At 42.8% G+C, this 18,347-nt stretch carries 15 protein-coding genes, 1 other RNA gene and 1 other annotated feature; of the genes, 4 read left to right on the forward strand and 12 right to left on the reverse strand.

Annotated features, from left to right (window positions below; all coding sequences use genetic code 11):
* Positions 1-50 precede the first annotated feature (50 nt).
* From MKZ10_RS12455 to MKZ10_RS12475, 5 genes are read right to left on the reverse strand one after another with little or no spacing between them, the layout of a single operon-like run.
* Positions 51-2,501, reverse strand: a complete 2,451-nt coding sequence (locus MKZ10_RS12455; protein WP_342505268.1) for an ATP-dependent RecD-like DNA helicase — start codon at positions 2,499-2,501, stop codon at positions 51-53.
* A gap of 12 nt (positions 2,502-2,513) precedes the next feature.
* Positions 2,514-3,179, reverse strand: a complete 666-nt coding sequence (locus tag MKZ10_RS12460; RefSeq protein ID WP_342505269.1) for a tetratricopeptide repeat protein — start codon at positions 3,177-3,179, stop codon at positions 2,514-2,516.
* 13 nt (positions 3,180-3,192) lie between these two features.
* Entirely contained in the window at positions 3,193-4,314 is a 1,122-nt protein-coding gene (gene mnmA, locus MKZ10_RS12465; RefSeq protein WP_342505270.1) for a tRNA 2-thiouridine(34) synthase MnmA, read from the reverse strand.
* A gap of 36 nt (positions 4,315-4,350) precedes the next feature.
* Positions 4,351-5,496, reverse strand: coding sequence for a cysteine desulfurase family protein (locus MKZ10_RS12470; RefSeq protein ID WP_342505271.1), 1,146 nt, complete (start codon positions 5,494-5,496; stop codon positions 4,351-4,353).
* Positions 5,497-5,512: 16 nt separating this feature from the next.
* Positions 5,513-5,932, reverse strand: coding sequence for an Rrf2 family transcriptional regulator (locus MKZ10_RS12475; protein WP_342505272.1), 420 nt, complete (start codon positions 5,930-5,932; stop codon positions 5,513-5,515).
* Positions 5,933-6,063: 131 nt separating this feature from the next.
* On the opposite strand from MKZ10_RS12475, the gene MKZ10_RS12480 reads away from it, so the two are divergent.
* On the forward strand, positions 6,064-7,350 hold the full coding sequence (locus MKZ10_RS12480; protein WP_342505273.1) for a replication-associated recombination protein A: 1,287 nt from the start codon (positions 6,064-6,066) through the stop codon (positions 7,348-7,350).
* A gap of 61 nt (positions 7,351-7,411) precedes the next feature.
* On the opposite strand, the gene MKZ10_RS12485 is transcribed toward MKZ10_RS12480, so the two are convergent.
* Complete coding sequence (locus tag MKZ10_RS12485; protein WP_342505274.1) at positions 7,412-8,203, reverse strand: DUF6612 family protein; 792 nt, start codon at positions 8,201-8,203, stop codon at positions 7,412-7,414.
* A gap of 326 nt (positions 8,204-8,529) precedes the next feature.
* Between MKZ10_RS12485 and MKZ10_RS12490 the strand changes: the two genes are divergently transcribed.
* Positions 8,530-9,492, forward strand: a complete 963-nt coding sequence (locus tag MKZ10_RS12490; RefSeq protein ID WP_342510188.1) for a nitronate monooxygenase — start codon at positions 8,530-8,532, stop codon at positions 9,490-9,492.
* A 64-nt stretch (positions 9,493-9,556) separates the two neighbouring features.
* On the opposite strand, the gene purU is transcribed toward MKZ10_RS12490, so the two are convergent.
* Entirely contained in the window at positions 9,557-10,453 is an 897-nt protein-coding gene (gene purU, locus MKZ10_RS12495; RefSeq protein ID WP_342505275.1) for a formyltetrahydrofolate deformylase, read from the reverse strand.
* A gap of 166 nt (positions 10,454-10,619) precedes the next feature.
* Between purU and MKZ10_RS12500 the strand changes: the two genes are divergently transcribed.
* Positions 10,620-11,495 carry a DUF4349 domain-containing protein gene (locus MKZ10_RS12500; RefSeq protein WP_342505276.1) on the forward strand — a complete coding sequence of 292 codons (876 nt, stop codon included), beginning with the start codon at positions 10,620-10,622 and terminating at the stop codon, positions 11,493-11,495.
* A 48-nt stretch (positions 11,496-11,543) separates the two neighbouring features.
* Here MKZ10_RS12500 and MKZ10_RS12505 read toward each other — a convergent pair whose 3' ends face one another.
* The 4 genes from MKZ10_RS12505 to hisS all read right to left on the reverse strand — a co-directional run bounded on the left by MKZ10_RS12505 (position 11,544) and on the right by hisS (position 15,812).
* Positions 11,544-12,311, reverse strand: a complete 768-nt coding sequence (locus MKZ10_RS12505) for a tRNA threonylcarbamoyladenosine dehydratase (protein ID WP_342510189.1) — start codon at positions 12,309-12,311, stop codon at positions 11,544-11,546.
* A 95-nt stretch (positions 12,312-12,406) separates the two neighbouring features.
* A non-coding RNA gene (gene ssrS / locus MKZ10_RS12510) (6S RNA) lies at positions 12,407-12,590 on the reverse strand.
* Positions 12,591-12,755: 165 nt separating this feature from the next.
* Positions 12,756-14,519 (reverse strand): aspartate--tRNA ligase, encoded by a 1,764-nt coding sequence (gene aspS / locus MKZ10_RS12515; protein WP_342505277.1) that lies wholly within the window; start codon positions 14,517-14,519, stop codon positions 12,756-12,758.
* 18 nt (positions 14,520-14,537) lie between these two features.
* The gene (hisS, locus tag MKZ10_RS12520; protein ID WP_342505278.1) at positions 14,538-15,812 is read right to left on the reverse strand and encodes a histidine--tRNA ligase; all 1,275 of its coding nucleotides are present in this window, start codon (positions 15,810-15,812) and stop codon (positions 14,538-14,540) included.
* A 151-nt stretch (positions 15,813-15,963) separates the two neighbouring features.
* Positions 15,964-16,200, reverse strand: a binding site (T-box leader).
* 118 nt (positions 16,201-16,318) lie between these two features.
* Here hisS and MKZ10_RS12525 point away from each other — a divergent pair.
* Entirely contained in the window at positions 16,319-17,860 is a 1,542-nt protein-coding gene (locus tag MKZ10_RS12525) for an N-acetylmuramoyl-L-alanine amidase (RefSeq protein ID WP_342505279.1), read from the forward strand.
* A 46-nt stretch (positions 17,861-17,906) separates the two neighbouring features.
* On the opposite strand, the gene dtd is transcribed toward MKZ10_RS12525, so the two are convergent.
* Entirely contained in the window at positions 17,907-18,347 is a 441-nt protein-coding gene (gene dtd, locus MKZ10_RS12530; RefSeq protein WP_342505280.1) for a D-aminoacyl-tRNA deacylase, read from the reverse strand.

The following is an 18,347-nucleotide window of genomic DNA, read 5'->3' on the forward strand; positions in this document are numbered from 1 at the left end:
CGTATTTCGTATGATGATTGGCTTGATTATAGAAAATTTTATGATGAATGTCAATCAGAAGTTTCAAGATAGTCATAAGGTGTAACACCTTGCATCCCAATCATCGGATCGATGGTGATAAATGTCGCCATTGTTAGCTCATAGACTTGCGGCTGTGTTTCTGTAGTCTGTCCAACCAATTCAGTATCATCAACAGCTTGTTGGGTAGTAGCTGTCTCTTCACTTACCGGTACGATCATTTCGCCATTCAAGCGCTCTTTCAGTGTTGTTTGTCTTTCTAATTCATCCGTCCGATTAATTCCTGCTCTAAATTCTTCTGGCTCTCCACATAGGATGAGGAAGTTTTTTGCACGTGTGATACCAGTGTATAGTAAATTTCGTCGCAACATCTTCCGTTGACTACGAACAACAGGCATGATGACGATAGGAAATTCGCTACCTTGCGACTTATGAATGGAACAGCAGTATGCCAGCGTGATTTGGTTTAAATCATTGCGTTCGTAGGTCACTTCTATGCCGTCATACGACACAACGAGTAATTCTTTTTTATCAACCGTCTCTTTTGCTTTGATAATAGAGATGACTTCCCCCATATCACCGTTGAAAACATTACTTTCGGGTTGATTGACAAGTTGTAGTACTTTATCACCGATGCGGTAAATGGCTTCGCCGAAAACAACTTCCTTGCGATCAGGTCCCGGTGGATTAACCATTTCTTGAATCATCTTGTTCAAACCATCAATACCAGCTGGCCCTTTGTACATCGGTGCAAGGACTTGAATATCTCTAATATGATGCCCTTTGGCAATTGCGTTTTTCACAACTTGCTCAACGACTTCAAGTATTCGATCAGCACCTGCTTTGATGAACGATCGATCCGATGTCTTTTCTGTGATATCAGCCGACCATTCGGAGCGTTTAATCATATGTGCCATTTCAATAATCGTCGAACCCGCACTTTGTCGATAAATTTCGGTTAATTCAACGACCGGTACTTTATTCGACTCGAGCATATCCCGTAACACTTGTCCCGGTCCTACTGGCGGTAGCTGATCTTGATCACCTACAAATAACAATTGGACATCATCAGCAAGCGCTTTTAGCAATTGGTGGGCTAGCCAGGTATCTACCATTGACATCTCATCAATAATAATGAGACGCCCCTTTACTTCCCGTTCTGTCTCTTCTTCCTTTTCAAGCCCATTAAATCCGAGCAAACGGTGTATTGTCATCGCTGGTAATCCCGTCGACTCGGACATTCGCTTTGCTGCCCGTCCAGTTGGCGCTGCTAACACAATCGGAAAAGGTTCTTGTTTTTTAGCATATTCCTTTGGATCCAGTGATAAACCATGTAGTTCGGCGTACACTTCTACGAGCCCCCGAATAACGGTCGTCTTCCCAGTACCTGGCCCGCCCGTTAAGATCATTGCGGGGGAATGAAGAGCAGTCTCAATCCCTGCTACCTGGGTTTCTGCATAGTTCACACTGAGCCTTTCTTCCACTTCTCCAACAGCTTTTCTTATTTCGGACACTGGAAACTGATCCGTCGTATCGTTCTGCATAATGCGTTCAATTTTTGCAGCAATACCGATTTCAGAAAAATAAAGAGATGGTATGTATAATCTGCGACCTTCAGCAGATAGCTTACCTTCCTCAACCAATTCAATAATCGCCTGGGAAATTGAAGCAAACGGAATGTCGATAGGCTGACTCATTTCAAGAAGACGCTTAACATCCGGTAAAATGGATTCTGCTTCTAGGAAAACATGTCCAGCTGATTGAACAGCCTGATTCATCGAATGGAGAATGGCGGCTTTTATCCTTGCAGGGTGATTCCCCGTGATACCAAGATTCTTACCTACTTCGTCCGCACGCTGAAAGCCGACCCCTTCAACCTCTTCAATGAGCCGATACGGATTTTCAGTCAACTGTGAAATCGCTTCTTCACGATAAGTCTGATAAATACGCATCGCAATTTGCGGACCGAATCCCCACTCATTTAACTGGATAATCGTCCGCTCAAGTCCCATATTTTGCGCAAGCACAGAGACCAGTGTCTCTTTCTTATCATCCGATAATCTTGGAATCATATCCAGAACAGATGGATCATCTAAAATTTTCTTAATGACGTCTTTACCAAGTTTTTTGACAATTGTTTGAGCTGTTTTCATCCCAATCCCTGGAAATAAGTCCCCAGACAAATAATGAATGAGTCCTGTTTCTGTCGCGGGCATTTCTTTCGCAAACGTCAGTACATCGAATTGTGCACCGTATGTTGGATGATTGACAAGTCTACCTGTGAATTTGTAGTCCTCATCAGGTGTTAGCTGGGGAAAACTTCCCTTGACGATGATTTCCTTGTCCTCATAGCCGCTGTTCGTCTCCCGCACCTTCAGTTTGACAATCGTAAAAAGGTTATCAGGGTTATGGAAGATGGTCACAACCGGTCGACCTATTAAAAATATCTCATTTGGTTTTGTTGCCTCGCCGTGTCCTTCCACCACCGCCACCCCTTACTTTCCGTTTTCACCCTGTTGAATCATGTCAAAAATATAACGCGCTTGGACATGTTCGGGATCGATTGTAAATGCCTTTTCTAGATGTGCCAGTGCATCCGCTTTTTGCTCTGTCGATACTGCATATAAAAAACCTAAATTATAGTGAGCATCGGCATTATCTCCATCCTGCTCGAGAATGAAATGAAATTCGCCTGCCGCCTCTGTAAAGAGCTCCATATTGGCAAGCACAATGCCGTATGACAACCGGATTTCAAGGTCATTAGGTGCTAATTCTGCCGCACGTTGTAAGTATGGCAGCGCTAGTTTGTCAGTGCCCGAACGTTCTAAACTTTTCCCTAACATGAAATAAGCATCTGCCTCTTGCACACCATGGCGGATTGCTGTTTCGTATAATTTAGCTGATTCCTCGTAGCGCTCTTTATTATAATAAAGGTTGGCGAGACCGTAAAAAGCCGTACCCGCTTCCGCATCAAAAGTAATTGCCTTTTGGAAAAAAGGCTCTGCTTTTTCAGCATCACCAAGTGAGGCAAAAACATTTCCTAAATTGATGTAGCCGACCGCATTTTCAGGGGCTAATTCAATCGCTTTGACAAACGATTCAACCGCTTTTTCATATTCTCCTTCTTGTAGTGCAGTAATACCGATTTCGTTGTAATTCATATTCAAATTCCCCTTATCCAACATACTCAAGTTGCATACCGTTTTTAATAACTGTGTCAATTGTTCCGCCACCAAGACACTCGTCTCCATCATAAAAAACAACCGCTTGTCCTGGTGTAATCGCACGGACTGGTTGTGCAAATGTAACGATAGCTGTGCCATCGCCAGTTAACTCAACTGTCACGTTCGTATCAGGCTGACGGTAACGGAATTTCGCAGTACAGCTAAATGTCGTTGGTAGCGCACGTACTGTTGAAAAACCAACATCAATAGCCGTCAAGCTATCTGAAAATAGTGCTTCATTATGAAAGTTTTGACCGACAAGCAAGACATTCGATGCTAAATCTTTACCAAAAACAAACCACGGGTCTCCTGCTCCACCAATACCCAGACCGTGACGTTGACCGATTGTATAGTACATAAGGCCATCATGTCTTCCGACGACTTCACCATCCATCGTTTTCATTTCACCAGGCTGTGCTGGCAAATATTGACCAAGGAACTCCTTGAAATTACGCTCACCAATAAAACAAATGCCTGTAGAATCTTTTTTCGTTGCAGTTGTTAGCCCTGCTTCGACTGCTTTTTCACGCACTAAACTTTTATCCATATGTCCGATTGGGAACATCACTTTTTGTAGTTGCTCCTGTGACAGCTGATTGAGGAAATACGTTTGATCTTTATTTTCATCTTTCCCACGTAGCATAGACACGCCGCCTTCGACTTCAACGACTTGTGCATAGTGGCCAGTTGCCAAATAATCCGCACCGAGACTCATCGCGTGCTCTAGGAAGGCTTTGAATTTAATTTCTTTATTACACATAACGTCTGGGTTTGGTGTACGTCCTGCTTTATATTCTTCTAGGAAATACGTAAAGACTTTGTCCCAATATTGTTTTTCGAAATTAACCGCGTAGTACGGGATACCAATCTCATTGCACACACTGATGACATCTTCATAATCCTCGGTTGCCGTGCAGACACCAAATTCGTCTGTATCGTCCCAATTTTTCATGAAGATGCCGATGACATCATACCCTTGTTCTTTTAATAGAAGTGCCGCAACGGATGAGTCCACGCCGCCTGACATACCGACGACGACCCGTGTATCCGCTGGTGCTTTTGCTGTTCTCATATGTTTTTCATCCTTTTTATCTTTATTCTACTGTGTTCATTTCACTAGTCGTTTAACAATGCTTGCAGTTGTTTCTGCCGCTTTTTTTATCTTCATTTCATCTAGACCTAAGCCAAAGCTGAAACGTACTGAATTACGCAGCTTTGGAGAGCCTTCCCCAAACATGGCTGTCAAAACATGCGAAGGATCAAGTGAACCCGCCGTACATGCTGAGCCACTTGAGACAGCAATTCCCGCTATATCGAGATTGACGAGTAGTGATTCGATTTCCGTTCCTGGAAAGCTAATATTGAGGACATGTGGCAGTTTTTCAACATCGGTAGAAACATTCATCATGTATGAAACATCCTGTTCATCAAATAAGCTCGTTAATATATCCTCGTATTTCTTATACTGGTCGGCATTTTGCGCCATTGCCTGTCCAGCAATCGTGACCGCTTCCGCAAAAGCGACGATTGCTGGAATATTTTCTGTACCGGCACGTCTCTTGCGTTCTTGTTCCCCACCGAATAATAAAGATGTCGTATCGGTCCCTTTACGTTGATAAAGAAAACCAATACCTTTAGGACCGTTCAGTTTATGAGCTGAAACGGATAATAAATCGACACCGAGTTCATCCACATCCAGCTCAATAAGCCCGTATGCTTGTACAGCATCCGTATGAAATTTTGCCTGATGCTCTTTCAGTAATTCGCCAATCTCACGGATTGGTTGAATAGTTCCTACCTCGTTATTGCCGTACATAACCGAAACCAAAATCGTTCGATCTGTCAAAGCGTTTTTCACTTGCTCTACAGTAATTTGTCCATTGCGATCCACATCTAAATATGTCACATCGTAGCCAAGCATCTCCAGTTGTTTGCATGGATTTAACACAGCATGATGTTCGATTGTCGTCGTAATAATATGGTCTCCTTTGTCTTTCATCGCCAAAGCCGTACCGAAAATAGCGGTATTATCTGCTTCTGTACCGCCTGATGTAAAAATGATTTCCGTTGACTCTGCATGAATCGACTGTGCCAATGTTTTCCGCGCATTATCTAGCCATTTTCTCGCTTCCCTACCATAGCTATGAATACTCGAAGGATTGCCAAAAATCGTTTGTTGCAATTTATGTTGCGTTGAGCTGACAGCCGGATGGACTGGCGTCGTCGCCGCATGGTCTAAGTATATTGATGTCATTTTTAAGAAAACTCCTTTAAATGTAGAACATATAACTATCTTGATCCGATTCCTTACCCGCTTCCATTAAGTCCTGAATCGTTGTCGTATCGAGCACACTGCGTACAGCCTCTCCAATACGATGCCAAAGCGCTTGCTGTGGAACATCAGTTTCTTCCAATCCTTCAACAAGCTGAATCGGACCTTCAAGGATACGGATCACATCTCCAGCAGTAATTTCGGTTGGTTGCTTTGCAAGCATATAGCCTCCGTATGCTCCACGAACACTTTTCACGATACCACTGTTACGTAGTGGTGGGATTAGCTGTTCAAGATAAGCCTCCGATAATTCCTGTTCCTCAGCAATTTTCCTCAACGGTACTGGACCTTCCCCATACTTGCGGCCAAGCTCCACAACAATTGTCAATCCATAGCGTCCCTTTGTCGAAATCTTCATCTAATAAACCCCGTCCTTTTCTTACGTTTACTTCAAAATAGTATAACATAAATGGTGATCCGCTAGCTTGAAATGACTTCCTTTCATCCTATGTTGTATACTAGTGGAACTGATGTACGAGGAGCGATTATATGCATAATGAACCTTTGGCGTATCGTATGCGCCCTAGAAATATTGATGAAATTGCTGGGCAGAAAGAAATTATCGGCGAGCAGACAGCGTTGTACCGGATGATTAAAAACGGTCACGTGCCTTCAATGCTCTTGTACGGCGAACCCGGGATCGGCAAAACTTCACTAGCGCATGCTATTGCGGGTACAAGTGATTTGCCTTTCATCGCCATGAACGCGACGGTGTCTGGTAAAAAAGATGTAGAAAGTGTTGTAGCGGAATCACGAATCACCGGGAAGGTGCTTTTATTTCTCGATGAAATTCATCGGTTCAATAAATTACAACAGGACACCTTGCTGCCCCATGTTGAAAGTGGAGCCATTGTATTGATCGGTGCAACGACAGAAAATCCATACCATGACGTTAATCCAGCCATTCGTTCGAGATGTGGTGAAATTCGACAATTATCCCGATTGGAGCCTGAGGATTTGTTGGAGGTCCTTCACAATGCGTTGACGGATGAAGAACGTGGTCTTGGCAAAATGTCCATCGACATAACAGACGAGCAAATCGCATTAATTGCTGAGGGTGTCAATGGGGATGCGCGCAAAGCATTAACCGTTCTTGAATCAGTTATTTCTGCAAGTGATGAAACAGACGGAAAAACCATCATCGAGGACTGGCTCATTGAAAATTTACTCGGTCGTATTGGTTTGTTTGGTGATAAAAAAGGCTCGCATTTTTATAATTTATTATCTGCGTTGCAAAAATCGGTGCGTGGTAGTGATGTCAATGCTGCTATGTACTACTTGGCCAATTTGCTAGAGATTGGTGATTTGGTAGCCGTGTCTAGAAGATTACTAGTGATGGCTTACGAGGACGTCGGATTGGCCTCCCCTGAAGTTGGTCCACATGTCCTAGCGGCGACAGAAGCTGCCGTTCGACTCGGTATGCCTGAAGCTCGTATCCCTCTGGCCAACGCCGTCATTGAAATGTGCCTTGCCTCCAAATCGAATTCAGCATATAAAGCATTCGATGCCGCCGTAAAGGCTATTAACGAAGGTAAAACAGGAGACATCCCCCTTCATTTACGTGATGCTCATTACGCTGGGGCAGCTGAGCTCGGACATGTCGGCTACAAATACCCGCATGACACACCTCTCGGCTCGTTCGGTGGCTGGACCAATCAACAATACTTACCCGACAAACTTGTAGGCACTGAGTTCTACAAGCCCGTCAACGCCGGCGAGGAAAAGAAATTGGCTGCGATTTATGAAAAACTAAAGGAATTCCGCAAGAAAAAATAGGATAATAAAGAACCTCTCATTTTACTAATAATGAGAGGTTCTTTGCATGAGGTTATCTAATTCATTGCGCTGCAGTGTCTACTACTTTTACTGGGAGCTTGACAGGCTCTACATGATCATATTTGCTATAAACTGCCGTCATCGTTTGCTTCGTGCGCTTTGAATTACCGTTGAGTTCCGTTATTGAATACGCTGTTGTATCCAGCGAAAGCTTGAAATCAGTTGTATAGAATGTATTGATATCAATACCGATCACAATCTCGAATTTATTGATAAACGCGTATTCCCCACTAATGTCATCCACTCCAGACACTAGCTTTTGGAATTTTTCATATTGCTCCCTCGACATTGGCAGCCTTAAATTATAACCGTAGTCAATTGGTTCCAACTCGAAATCATCTGCAAATGTATCGAAAAAGGACAGGTTTAACGTTGGATTCACTTCCTCTACCAGTGCGCCGAACATTTCCGAAAGTGTACCAGAAGTCAATTCATCTAACGTTTTTGTTGAATCTTTCTCGATGAAAATACGGTCATTCATTTTATAAACATTTGCTTCCCACTTCTCTTGATCGCTCGTACTAACTAGTAATCGTTGCTTGAACGTTTCCGGATGTAAAGTAGCGTCGGAAATAAAATCATATTTCGTAGACATTCTAGCCAGTGGTACTGATGTCTGCCAAAAATCTTCATAAGTAACTGTAGTATGTACACTTTGCAATTCACTTGCAGCTACTTTTGCTTTTTCAAAAACCTCTTGAGCTGTTAAATTCTCCTTAGCCGCTGCATTGCCGCATGCGGACAAAACGAGCGCTAGAACACCAGCAGTCGCTATCTTCCAAACATTTTTCACATTGAGACTTCCTTTCTTCCAAACATACAATCATTTTACTGTACTCTAGACAAAATCTAAAGCAAAACATTATCCTCCTTACTAGAACGATCGCCAAGTAAAGTTTGTTCCTTCAGTCGCTAAAGCAAAAAATGTCTGTATATCGAAAATCTATGTGATTTAAATCACATAACCCACCTATTAATAATGTTATTGTAATAAAAATCATTAACACTATTCCGACAATAATAGATTCGGAGCATTCCTGCTACAATCGCTTTTCATTTTTTAATACTTTTTCATATCGCTAGACAAGTTTTTACAACCAAAAGGAGGAAATTATGTTGATGGATATTCCGAAAATGATTATCGGGCATATGACGCCCAGAATCCCAGTTATGCAAGGAGGGATGGGGGTTAGGGTTTCACTGAGCGGACTAGCTTCTGCTGTAGCAAATGCCGGAGGGATTGGTACGATTTCAGGGACAGGTATTTCCACCGATTCACTTCGAAGTCACATTCGGCGCGCTAGAGAACTGACGAACGGTAATGGCTATATCGGTGTAAACGTCTTGTTTGCGATGACTGATTTTGCGGAGAACATCAAAGCAGCAATGGAGGAAAAAGTAGATTTCATCATTTCAGGCGCTGGTATTTCACGTGATATGTACAGTTGGGGAAAGGAATATAATGTGCCTGTTATCTCAATTGTATCCTCAGCGAAACTTGCAAAGCTCTCTGAGAGGCTAGGTGCTTCCGCTGTTGTTGTAGAAGGTCGTGAAGCTGGCGGACACTTGGGGACAGACAGGGCATTATTCGATGTTCTTCCAGAGGTGACGGAATCAGTCGGCATTCCTGTCATCGCGGCAGGCGGTATCATTCATGGTGAAGATATCGCAAGAGCTGTCCAACTCGGCGCTGCCGGCGTCCAAATGGGGACACGCTTTGTTGCCAGTAACGAATGCGATGCACATCCCGCCTTTAAGCAAATGTATGTCGATTGCAATGAAGGAGATACCGTCCTCGTCAAAACAACTGTCGGCTTGGAAGGACGTGCCATTCGTAATCCATTTACCGATTTAATTTATGGTGATAAAAAAGTGAAGATAAAAAAATGTTACAACTGTTTAAAGCAATGTTCATATCGTTTTTGTACACTCGACTCGTTGAAACATGCCGTAGACGGTGATGTTGATAACGGCTTAGTCTTCGCAGGCTCAAGAGTTCATGAGATTAAAGAAATATTTTCTGTCCAAACAATTATGGATAATTTAATGAATGAATTCAAACTAGCTAAAAAGCTTATCTGATAGAGGTCAATTAAAAGAAGCTCCCTACAACCGCGATAAAACGGTAGTGTAGGGAGCGATTGATTCAATGAAACACAATCGTTTTATTGTTTTCAACGAGGATACGATCTTCAAGATGCCATTTGACTGCTTTCGCAAGAACACGACGCTCAATTTGGCGACCGATTTTCTTTAATTCAATAACATCGTCACGATGATCGACACGCTCGATATCTTGCTCGATTATTGGGCCTTCATCGAGATCATTCGTCACATAATGAGATGTTGCACCAATGATTTTGACCCCTCGGCTATGAGCACGCTCATATGGTTTTGCACCGATAAATGCCGGTAGGAAGGAATGATGGATATTAATGATTTGGTTCGGAAAATGTTCGACGAATTCTGGTGTCAGAATCTGCATATAACGAGCAAGAATGAGTAAATCAACATCATATTGCTCCATCAAACGAATCTGTTCTTCTTCCACTTGTTTACGGATATCCTTATTTGCTGGTATATAATGAAAAGGAATGCCAAACGCTTCTACCATGTCACGGGCATCCTCATGGTTACTTATGATAACGACGATATCCGTTTCTAAATCACCATTTTGCCATTCCCATAAAAGCTCCATCAAACAATACGGTTCTTTTGATACGAAAATAGCTGTTCGCTTACGTTCATGTCCATAAGCGAAATGATAGTCCATCGAATGCCTGATGGCAATTTCCTCGAAATCCTTCTCCATCTGTTTCGATTTCTTTATGAGATCCTCACTATGAAATTCAATGCGGATAAAAAACATGCCGCCTTCCGGATCATTGGAATACTGACTTGATTCAACGATATTCGATTGGTGGTCAAATAAAAATTTTGATAATACGGATACAATTCCAGGTTTATCGGGACATTTAACGAGAAGGCGCCCCCTATTTTCATGTTGCTTTTCTTTTTGTTCCACATTTTGTTTACTAAACACTTTTTGCACATCCTATTGTAGATTATTTTTATTCTCCAGTATGAAGGATTTTGATTGATAGTGCAATGAATCTTCATAAATTAATAGTTTGTTCGGATGTTAAACCAAAAATCGTAACCTTTTCCCTAATATTCCGTCTAATGATTAATGGAAGGAGGATCTTATTTTGAATAAAACCATTTCTATTTTAACGTTATCTGTGCTATGTATTTTAATAACAGCGTGTAGTGCTAATAGCTCTGAAGACAAAGCTATAGTTGAATCTGAGACAATGTCAAATGAAGTAGCCATGATGGACCAAGACCAATCAGGTGGAGAAGCTACATCAGCAGGTGCGCAGGTGAAAGAAAGCTCAACAGATCGGATGATTATTCATCAGGCGCAATTACAAGTGAAAGTGAAGAAATTTGAAGAAGCGCAGCTGAAGATTGAAAGGAAAGTTGCTGACTATGGAGGCTATCTTGTCGAATCCAATGTGTATCGGTCAGATGACGAAGCTGTTAGCGGTACGATGATTGTTCGAATTCCAGAGAAACACTTCCAATCTTTTTTAAAGGATACTGAAGAAGCAGCAACTATATTAGAACGCAATATAACAGGTCAGGATGTAACAGAACAATATGTAGATTTACAATCCAGAGTGACATCTAAACGTGCTGTAGAGGCTCGCCTGCTTGATTTTATGAGTAAGGCACAAAAGACGGAGGATTTATTGAAGATTTCTACTGATTTAGCTAAAGTCCAAGAAGAAATTGAATTGATTGTCGGCAAGATGAATTACCTTGAGAATCAAACCTCTTATTCTACAATAAAAATTTCCATGTTTGAAGATCGTGTTATTGTTCCTATATTGGATAAGAATAATTTAAATACTTGGGATAAAACAAAAAAACAACTAGCGACTAGCACCAACTTCATGTTAGCAGCTGGATCAGGCTTGATTGTATTTTTCATCGGGAATTTACCAGTGATTATGCTGCTATCGCTCATTGGTATAGGCATTTATTTGATTATCAAAAGAAAAAAACTTCCTAAGGACTGAATCCATATCAAAAATCTCCCGATGTATTTTACATCGGGAGATTTTCACTTATTGCTTGTCCTTCACGCGCTGAATCGGGATATCCGCGACAATGTCATTGACGACCCAACTAGCGCAAACTAGCCCTGCGACTGAAGGGACAAATGCATTGGAAGCTGGAGGCATTTTGGCTTTACGAATTTGTGCTTCTGGTTTACCAACTGTACCAACAACGTCTTCCCTTACTACAACTGGACTTTCATCGGAAAAGACGACAGGAACACCCTTGTGAATACCTTCTTTGCGCAAACGTAGGCGAATCACTTTGGCAATTGGATCGGTATGCGTTTTCGAAATATCCGCAATTCGGAATCGTGTTGGATCCATTTTGTTTGCTGCACCCATGCTTGAAATGATTTTTACATCACGAGCGACACATTCCTTGATAAGGTGAATTTTGTAGGCAATTGTATCTGACGCGTCAATGACATAATCAAGGTTGTAACTGAAAAACTCTTCAGCTGTCTCCTCTGTATAAAACATATGTAGTGAAATCACTTCACAGTCTTTATTTATATCAGCAATACGTTCCTGCATAAGTTCTGTTTTCGAGCGACCAATCGTTGATAAAAAAGCAATATTTTGACGATTAATATTAGTAATATCAACATTGTCCTTATCGACTAGTATGATCCGACCAATACCACTTCTTGCGCAAGCTTCTGCTGCGAATGAGCCTACTCCTCCAACACCAAGTATCGCGACTGTCATGTCACGCATACGTTGTACACCTTCTGTACCAATTGCTAATTCATTGCGTGAAAATTGATGCAACAAGTTAATTCCGCCTTCCATTAATTGAATGAATAAAATTTTACCCAAGAAAAAACCTCTCCGCACATGCGCCAGAGAGGGTTATGAGTTAAGTAAGAACAAATCCCGAATGTGCCGTCTTTGTAGTATCGTTTTGAACCTGCAAATTCAGCAGGTGGGTGTCCTATCTGATTACTTTGACGTCCCCCGAAGAAGGCGTGTCATCCTAACCAAAACACAGGCTCCCGACGATAGAATGTTCGGTCAAAACTGATTGGCAAACAACGAACACTCCAGGATTCGTATTACCGTAATGGTATCATATATTGACAGGCAATTCAATAATTTTACTAGAAGTAATTTTAACCAACTACATAAAATGATATGAAAATCTTATTGAATCCTACTATGGCTCTATGGAAGAATTGAAAACATCCTTCCACAGAGATGCCTGTAACACTACTTTTTTTACTTCTTCTTCGACATCACGAGAATGCCAAGTTCGGCGAGTTGGCCGTCATCTACACGGTCTGGTGCTGCTGTTAGCAAGCAGCTTGCGCTTGCTGTTTTCGGGAATGCAATCGTATCGCGTAAGTTCGTTGAACCCGCGAGTAGCATAACAATTCGGTCTAGACCAAATGCCAAGCCACCATGTGGAGGCGTTCCGTAATCAAATGCGTCGAGTAAGAAACCGAATTGTTCTTGAGCTTGTTCTTGCGTAAAGCCAAGCGCTTCGAACATTTTTTCCTGAACATCCCGTTCGTAAATACGTAGGGATCCACCACCAAGCTCATAGCCGTTCAACACAAGGTCATACGCAAGTGCTTTAACTGTTTCAGGGCTTGTCACCAGTTCTTCTACATCAGCTGGCATTGTGAATGGGTGATGCGCTGCAGAGTAGCGACCTGCTTTTTCGTCGTATTCAAATAGCGGCCATTCTGTAACCCATAGGAAATTGAATTTTGATTCATCGATTAAGTTATGGTCTTTACCAAACTTAGAGCGAAGTGCACCAAGTGTATCAGCTACAACACTCTTCTTATCCGCTACGAATAACAGTAAGTCGCCCACTTCAGCATCTGCTGCCGCTTTCAATGGAGCTCCTTCTTCGCCTTCGAAGAACTTCGCAATCGGCCCTTTGAAACCTTCTTCATCCACTTTCAACCATGCAAGTCCTTTTGCACCGTAAAGCGCCGCAAACTCTGCAAGTGCGTCGATATCTTTACGTGAATATTGGTCTGCCAAGCCTTTAGCATTGATTAGCTTCACTTGTTGACCTGCTTCGACCGCTCCAGCAAACACTTTGAAAGAGGATTCCTTCATAACATATGACACATCTATTAATTCCATTGTAAAGCGTGTATCTGGCTTGTCTGAACCAAAACGCGCCATTGCTTCGTCATAAGGAAGACGTTTGAATGGAATTTCAATATCGATGCCTTTGACATCCTTCATTACCTTCTGCATCAATTGTTCGTTCAATGACATGATTTCTTCCATTGACATGAAACTCATTTCCATATCAATTTGTGTGAATTCCGGCTGACGGTCAGCACGAAGGTCTTCATCACGGAAACAACGAGCGATTTGGTAGTAACGGTCAAAACCAGATACCATTAGCATTTGTTTGAATAATTGTGGCGATTGCGGCAATGCGTAAAACTCACCTTCGTGGACACGACTTGGTACGAGATAGTCACGTGCTCCTTCTGGTGTTGATTTTGTTAAAATCGGTGTTTCGATTTCAAGGAATCCTTCTTCATCCAAGAAATTACGCACCGTTTTCGTAATGTCTGAACGCATTTTCAGGACGTTCGCCAATTTGGGACGACGTAAATCTAAATATCTATACTTTAGTCTAATTTCTTCGTTAACATCTGTTTCATCTTCAATCATAAATGGTGGGTTTTTCGCTTCATTGATGATTGTGACTTCTTCGACTTGAACTTCAATAGAGCCTGATTTCAGCTTCGGATTCTTTTGACCTTCTTGACGCTCAACGACTTTTCCCGTAATTTCAACTACATATTCGTTACGTAGTTTGTCTGCAGTGGCTAATGCTTGTGCTGAAATATCCGGATTAAAGACAGCCTGAACAATACCAGAACGATCCCGTACATCGACGAAAATAACGCCGCCTAAGTCACGTCTTTTTTGCACCCACCCTTTTAATGTTACCATTTCTCCAATTACTTGTTCTGTTACATCGCCACAATAATGTGTTCGTTGCATTTCTGTCATCCGCCTCTCTTATACGTTCAATGTTGCTATTAATTTTGCAATTAGTTCTGTGAATGGCACTTTTTCTTGTGTGCTATCCATCATATTTTTCAATTGGACTACGCCTTCCGTCACTTCATCTTCTCCGATGATTATGACGTTTTTTGCGTCTAAGCGATCCGCAGATTTCATTTGCGCCTTCAGCTTCCGGTCCATATAATCCATATCTGCTCGGATACCCGCTGCTCTTAGTTCTCCCAATAGCTTGAAGCCTGGACGACGTGCGCTTTCACCAAGTGTAACGATGTAGACGTCTAGTGCTGGCTCTGCCTCAAACGACACGCCTTCAGCTGCCATCGCAAGCAACAAGCGCTCGATACTCATCGCAAAACCGATACCTGGTGCAGAAGGTCCACCAATTTCCTCCGCAAGCCCGTTATATCGTCCGCCGCCACATAGCGTCGTAATTGCTCCGAAGCCTTCCGAAGTACTCATAATTTCAAAAGCCGTGTGATTATAATAATCAAGACCACGCACAAGATTAGTATCCACTTCATACGCAATCCCTGCGTCATCTAAATAGCCTTTAACATCCGCAAAATAAGTCGCTGACGCTTCATTCAAATAATCCGCCAATGAAGGGGCTGAAGCGAGTAGGGGGTTGGCACTGTCAACTTTACAATCGAGAATGCGCAAAGGATTTTTTTCCAACCTCGACTGACAATCGCCGCAAAATTCACCGATATGTGGATTGAAGTGGTCAATAAGCGCCGCGCGATGTGCAACTCTGCACTCTGAGTCGCCAAGCGAGTTGATGACTAATTTCAGCTTCGTCAGTCCTACACGCTTATAGACATCGAGCGCTAATGCAATAACCTCTGCATCAATCGCAGGATCTGCACTACCAATCGCCTCCGCACCAAACTGCACAAACTGGCGATAACGTCCCGCTTGTTGACGTTCGTAGCGGAACATCGGACCTGTATAAAACAGTTTGACAGGCTGGTCGGCATAACCGAACATTTTGTTCTCCACGAACGAACGGACAGTAGATGCTGTCCCTTCTGGTCGTAGCGTCATCGAACGATCGCCCTTATCTGTAAAAGTGTACATTTCTTTTTGCACAACATCCGTTGTCTCTCCTACAAGACGCTGAAACAATTCTGTTTGCTCGAAAATCGGTGTACGAATTTCTTTATAACGGTAAACGTCACATACTTCATTGATAATTTTTTCGGCTCGCTGCCATTTCCATGTTTCAGACGGCAAAATATCTTGCGTTCCTTTTGGCACTTGAAATTTCATATCCATTCCCCTTCCCATTTAGGTGCTAATCAATGCATTATTCACCGGTCGTCACTAGTACATCCTGTACGTCAGAGGCTGTGGGCCAACAGGATGTTGGTTACTTAGTGTAAGTTAGGAATACAAAAAAAGACTCCCATCCCTTGCCTATGCAAGGGACGAGAGCCTTTATAGCTTCCGCGGTTCCACCCAAATTGACGCCTCTAACTCGCGTCCACTTTAAACCCGGATAACGGCCGGTTCCGTCTGCACCTACTGAATGTCGATTGTTCAGCACAGAGCCTCGATGGTGTTGTTCATCATACACGTCTGTAGGGTGGATTGCAGCCACGTCCGCCCCTCTCTTGTCAGCCCGTTATACAATTACTTTCCACGTCATTAGCAAACATATTATCTCTTGATTAATGTTTATCTTAATGATTCCACAACAGCGTGTCAACCTTTTTCGATTAATTGTAGTTTTTTATCGAGAAAACTTCTACAATAGAGCATAGGGGGGTGATATTTTGTCGAAAACAAACAAATGCATCATTGTAGTCATACTTTTCTTGAGTGTATTTTACGCCACACCAACTACATACGCCGACGCAGATTCAGTCACCGTGGATACAGCATCACTCCATATTCGTTCTGGTCCTGGACTCACCTATAATGTCACTGGCTCACTGAAAAAAGGAGCGCAGATAGAAGTCCTGTCAACCTCTGGAGACTGGTTAGAAATTCAAAACGGCAATACCACAGGTTGGATTGCTTCTTGGCTAACGAAGTCTACTGATTTTACAGCCGGGAGTACTACGACAATCGTCTCACGTGTCAATCAATTAAACATTAGATCGGCTCCTGCTATCGGCTCTGCCGTATTAGGACGAATGTCCGCTGGGGATGAAGCGCTCATGACGAAACAAGACGGTGAATGGGCTTCCATCTCATATAATGGCATAACAGGTTGGGTACATACAGATTATATTACACAGCTGGTCGAGCAAACGGTGACGCCGACTACGCCGAAACCCATTGAACAACTCGCAGCTGCTGACTTGTTTACCGTTTCGGTAAACGCGCTCAATGTGCGCAAAAAAGCAGATTTATCTTCCAAACGAGTTGGACTTATTTCACGTGGTGAAACGTATAGTGTGGAAAAAGTCGAAGGCAATTGGATACAAATTAGTTTTGCGAATGATAAACTAGGCTGGGTCTATTCATTCCATGGAATATTGTCTTCAAATGAGCCAAAGACCACAGACCAAACAGACTCTGGCACTGTTACCATTTTATCGAACGGAACGAATATCCGTGCTGGGGCAACGACTTCTTCAGAAATTGTCACCCGGGCTAATTCCGGTGAAAAGTTTACCATCGTCAAAAAGGAAGACGATTGGTATGAAATCGCCTTACCAGCTGGGGAGTCGGCTTTTATCGCCAAATGGGTGGTATCAACGGGTGATGAGTCTGTAACCGGAGAGACGATTACAGAACAAAAAACGGAACGGGTCACCGGTACGTTAAAAGGATTGACCATCGTCGTTGATGCGGGACATGGAGGTAATGATCGTGGAACGACTGGCGCACGGGGAACGGATGAGAAGGACATCACCTTACTTACTTCCGAGCTTTTAGCAGCTAAATTGACAGCCGCTGGTGCAAATGTTGTCATGACGCGTGAAGCGGATACCTATGTATCTTTAAGAAAGCGAGTAGCCGTTAGTAGCCAAGTGAATGCAGATGCGTTCGTCAGTATCCATTACGATGCTAACCCCGACCCTAGCGTGGCAGGCTTCACGACCTATTACACACAACCACGTCAAAAAGCACTCGCCAGCTCGGTGAATAATGGGCTAGCTTCCTCGGTCAGTCTACGTAACCGCGGTGCACAGCCAGGAGATTTTCTCGTCCTACGTGAAAATAGGCAGAATGCAATTTTAATAGAGCTTGGTTTTTTATCTAACGCAACTGAAGAACGGAAAATGACAACCGATATGTTCCGCGAGCAGGCAACGCATGGGATTTATAAAGGGTTACTCAATTATTTCGATACGACTATTGAATAAAGCAAACAAAACACCTTCCATAAATATGGAAGGTGTTTTCTGTCTATCATTTCGATTCGATTATAATTGTAACTGGGCCGTCGTTGATAAGCTCAACGTCCATCATAGCACCAAAAACACCGGTTTCAACATGCAACCCTTGTAGTTCTAGCTTACGGTTGAATGCTTCCCATAGCGGCAATGCTTGCTCAGGTCTTGCTGCTTCTATAAAGCTCGGCCGACGCCCTTTTTTAACATCACCGTACAATGTAAACTGCGACACTGACAAAATAGCTCCACCTACTTCAAGGATAGAATGATTCATCTTTCCTTCCGCATCTTCCCACAATCGAAGACCTGCAATTTTCTGCGCGATATAGGCAGCGTCTTCTTCGGTATCATCGTGGGTAATGCCGACAAGTAAAACATAGCCCTTGTCAATCGAGCCCGTCACTTCCCCTTCCACTCGTACAGTAGCCGGACCCGATCTTTGCAGCACAACCTTCAT

Source organism: Sporosarcina sp. FSL K6-2383, assembly GCF_038618305.1.
Lineage (GTDB): Bacteria > Bacillota > Bacilli > Bacillales_A > Planococcaceae > Sporosarcina.

Excerpts from the sequence above, each read along its gene's own strand:
- hisS (WP_342505278.1), bottom strand. The coding sequence starts at position 15,812 with ATGAAATTTCAAGTGCCAAAAGGAACGCAAGATATTTTGCCGTCTGAA.
- dtd (WP_342505280.1), bottom strand. The coding sequence starts at position 18,347 with ATGAAGGTTGTGCTGCAAAGATCGGGTCCGGCTACTGTACGAGTGGAA.
- mnmA (WP_342505270.1), bottom strand. The coding sequence starts at position 4,314 with ATGAGAACAGCAAAAGCACCAGCGGATACACGGGTCGTCGTCGGTATG.
- MKZ10_RS12475 (WP_342505272.1), bottom strand. The coding sequence starts at position 5,932 with ATGAAGATTTCGACAAAGGGACGCTATGGATTGACAATTGTTGTGGAG.
- MKZ10_RS12490 (WP_342510188.1), top strand. The coding sequence starts at position 8,530 with ATGGATATTCCGAAAATGATTATCGGGCATATGACGCCCAGAATCCCA.
- MKZ10_RS12480 (WP_342505273.1), top strand. The coding sequence starts at position 6,064 with ATGCATAATGAACCTTTGGCGTATCGTATGCGCCCTAGAAATATTGAT.
- MKZ10_RS12470 (WP_342505271.1), bottom strand. The coding sequence starts at position 5,496 with ATGACATCAATATACTTAGACCATGCGGCGACGACGCCAGTCCATCCG.
- aspS (WP_342505277.1), bottom strand. The coding sequence starts at position 14,519 with ATGCAACGAACACATTATTGTGGCGATGTAACAGAACAAGTAATTGGA.
- MKZ10_RS12460 (WP_342505269.1), bottom strand. The coding sequence starts at position 3,179 with ATGAATTACAACGAAATCGGTATTACTGCACTACAAGAAGGAGAATAT.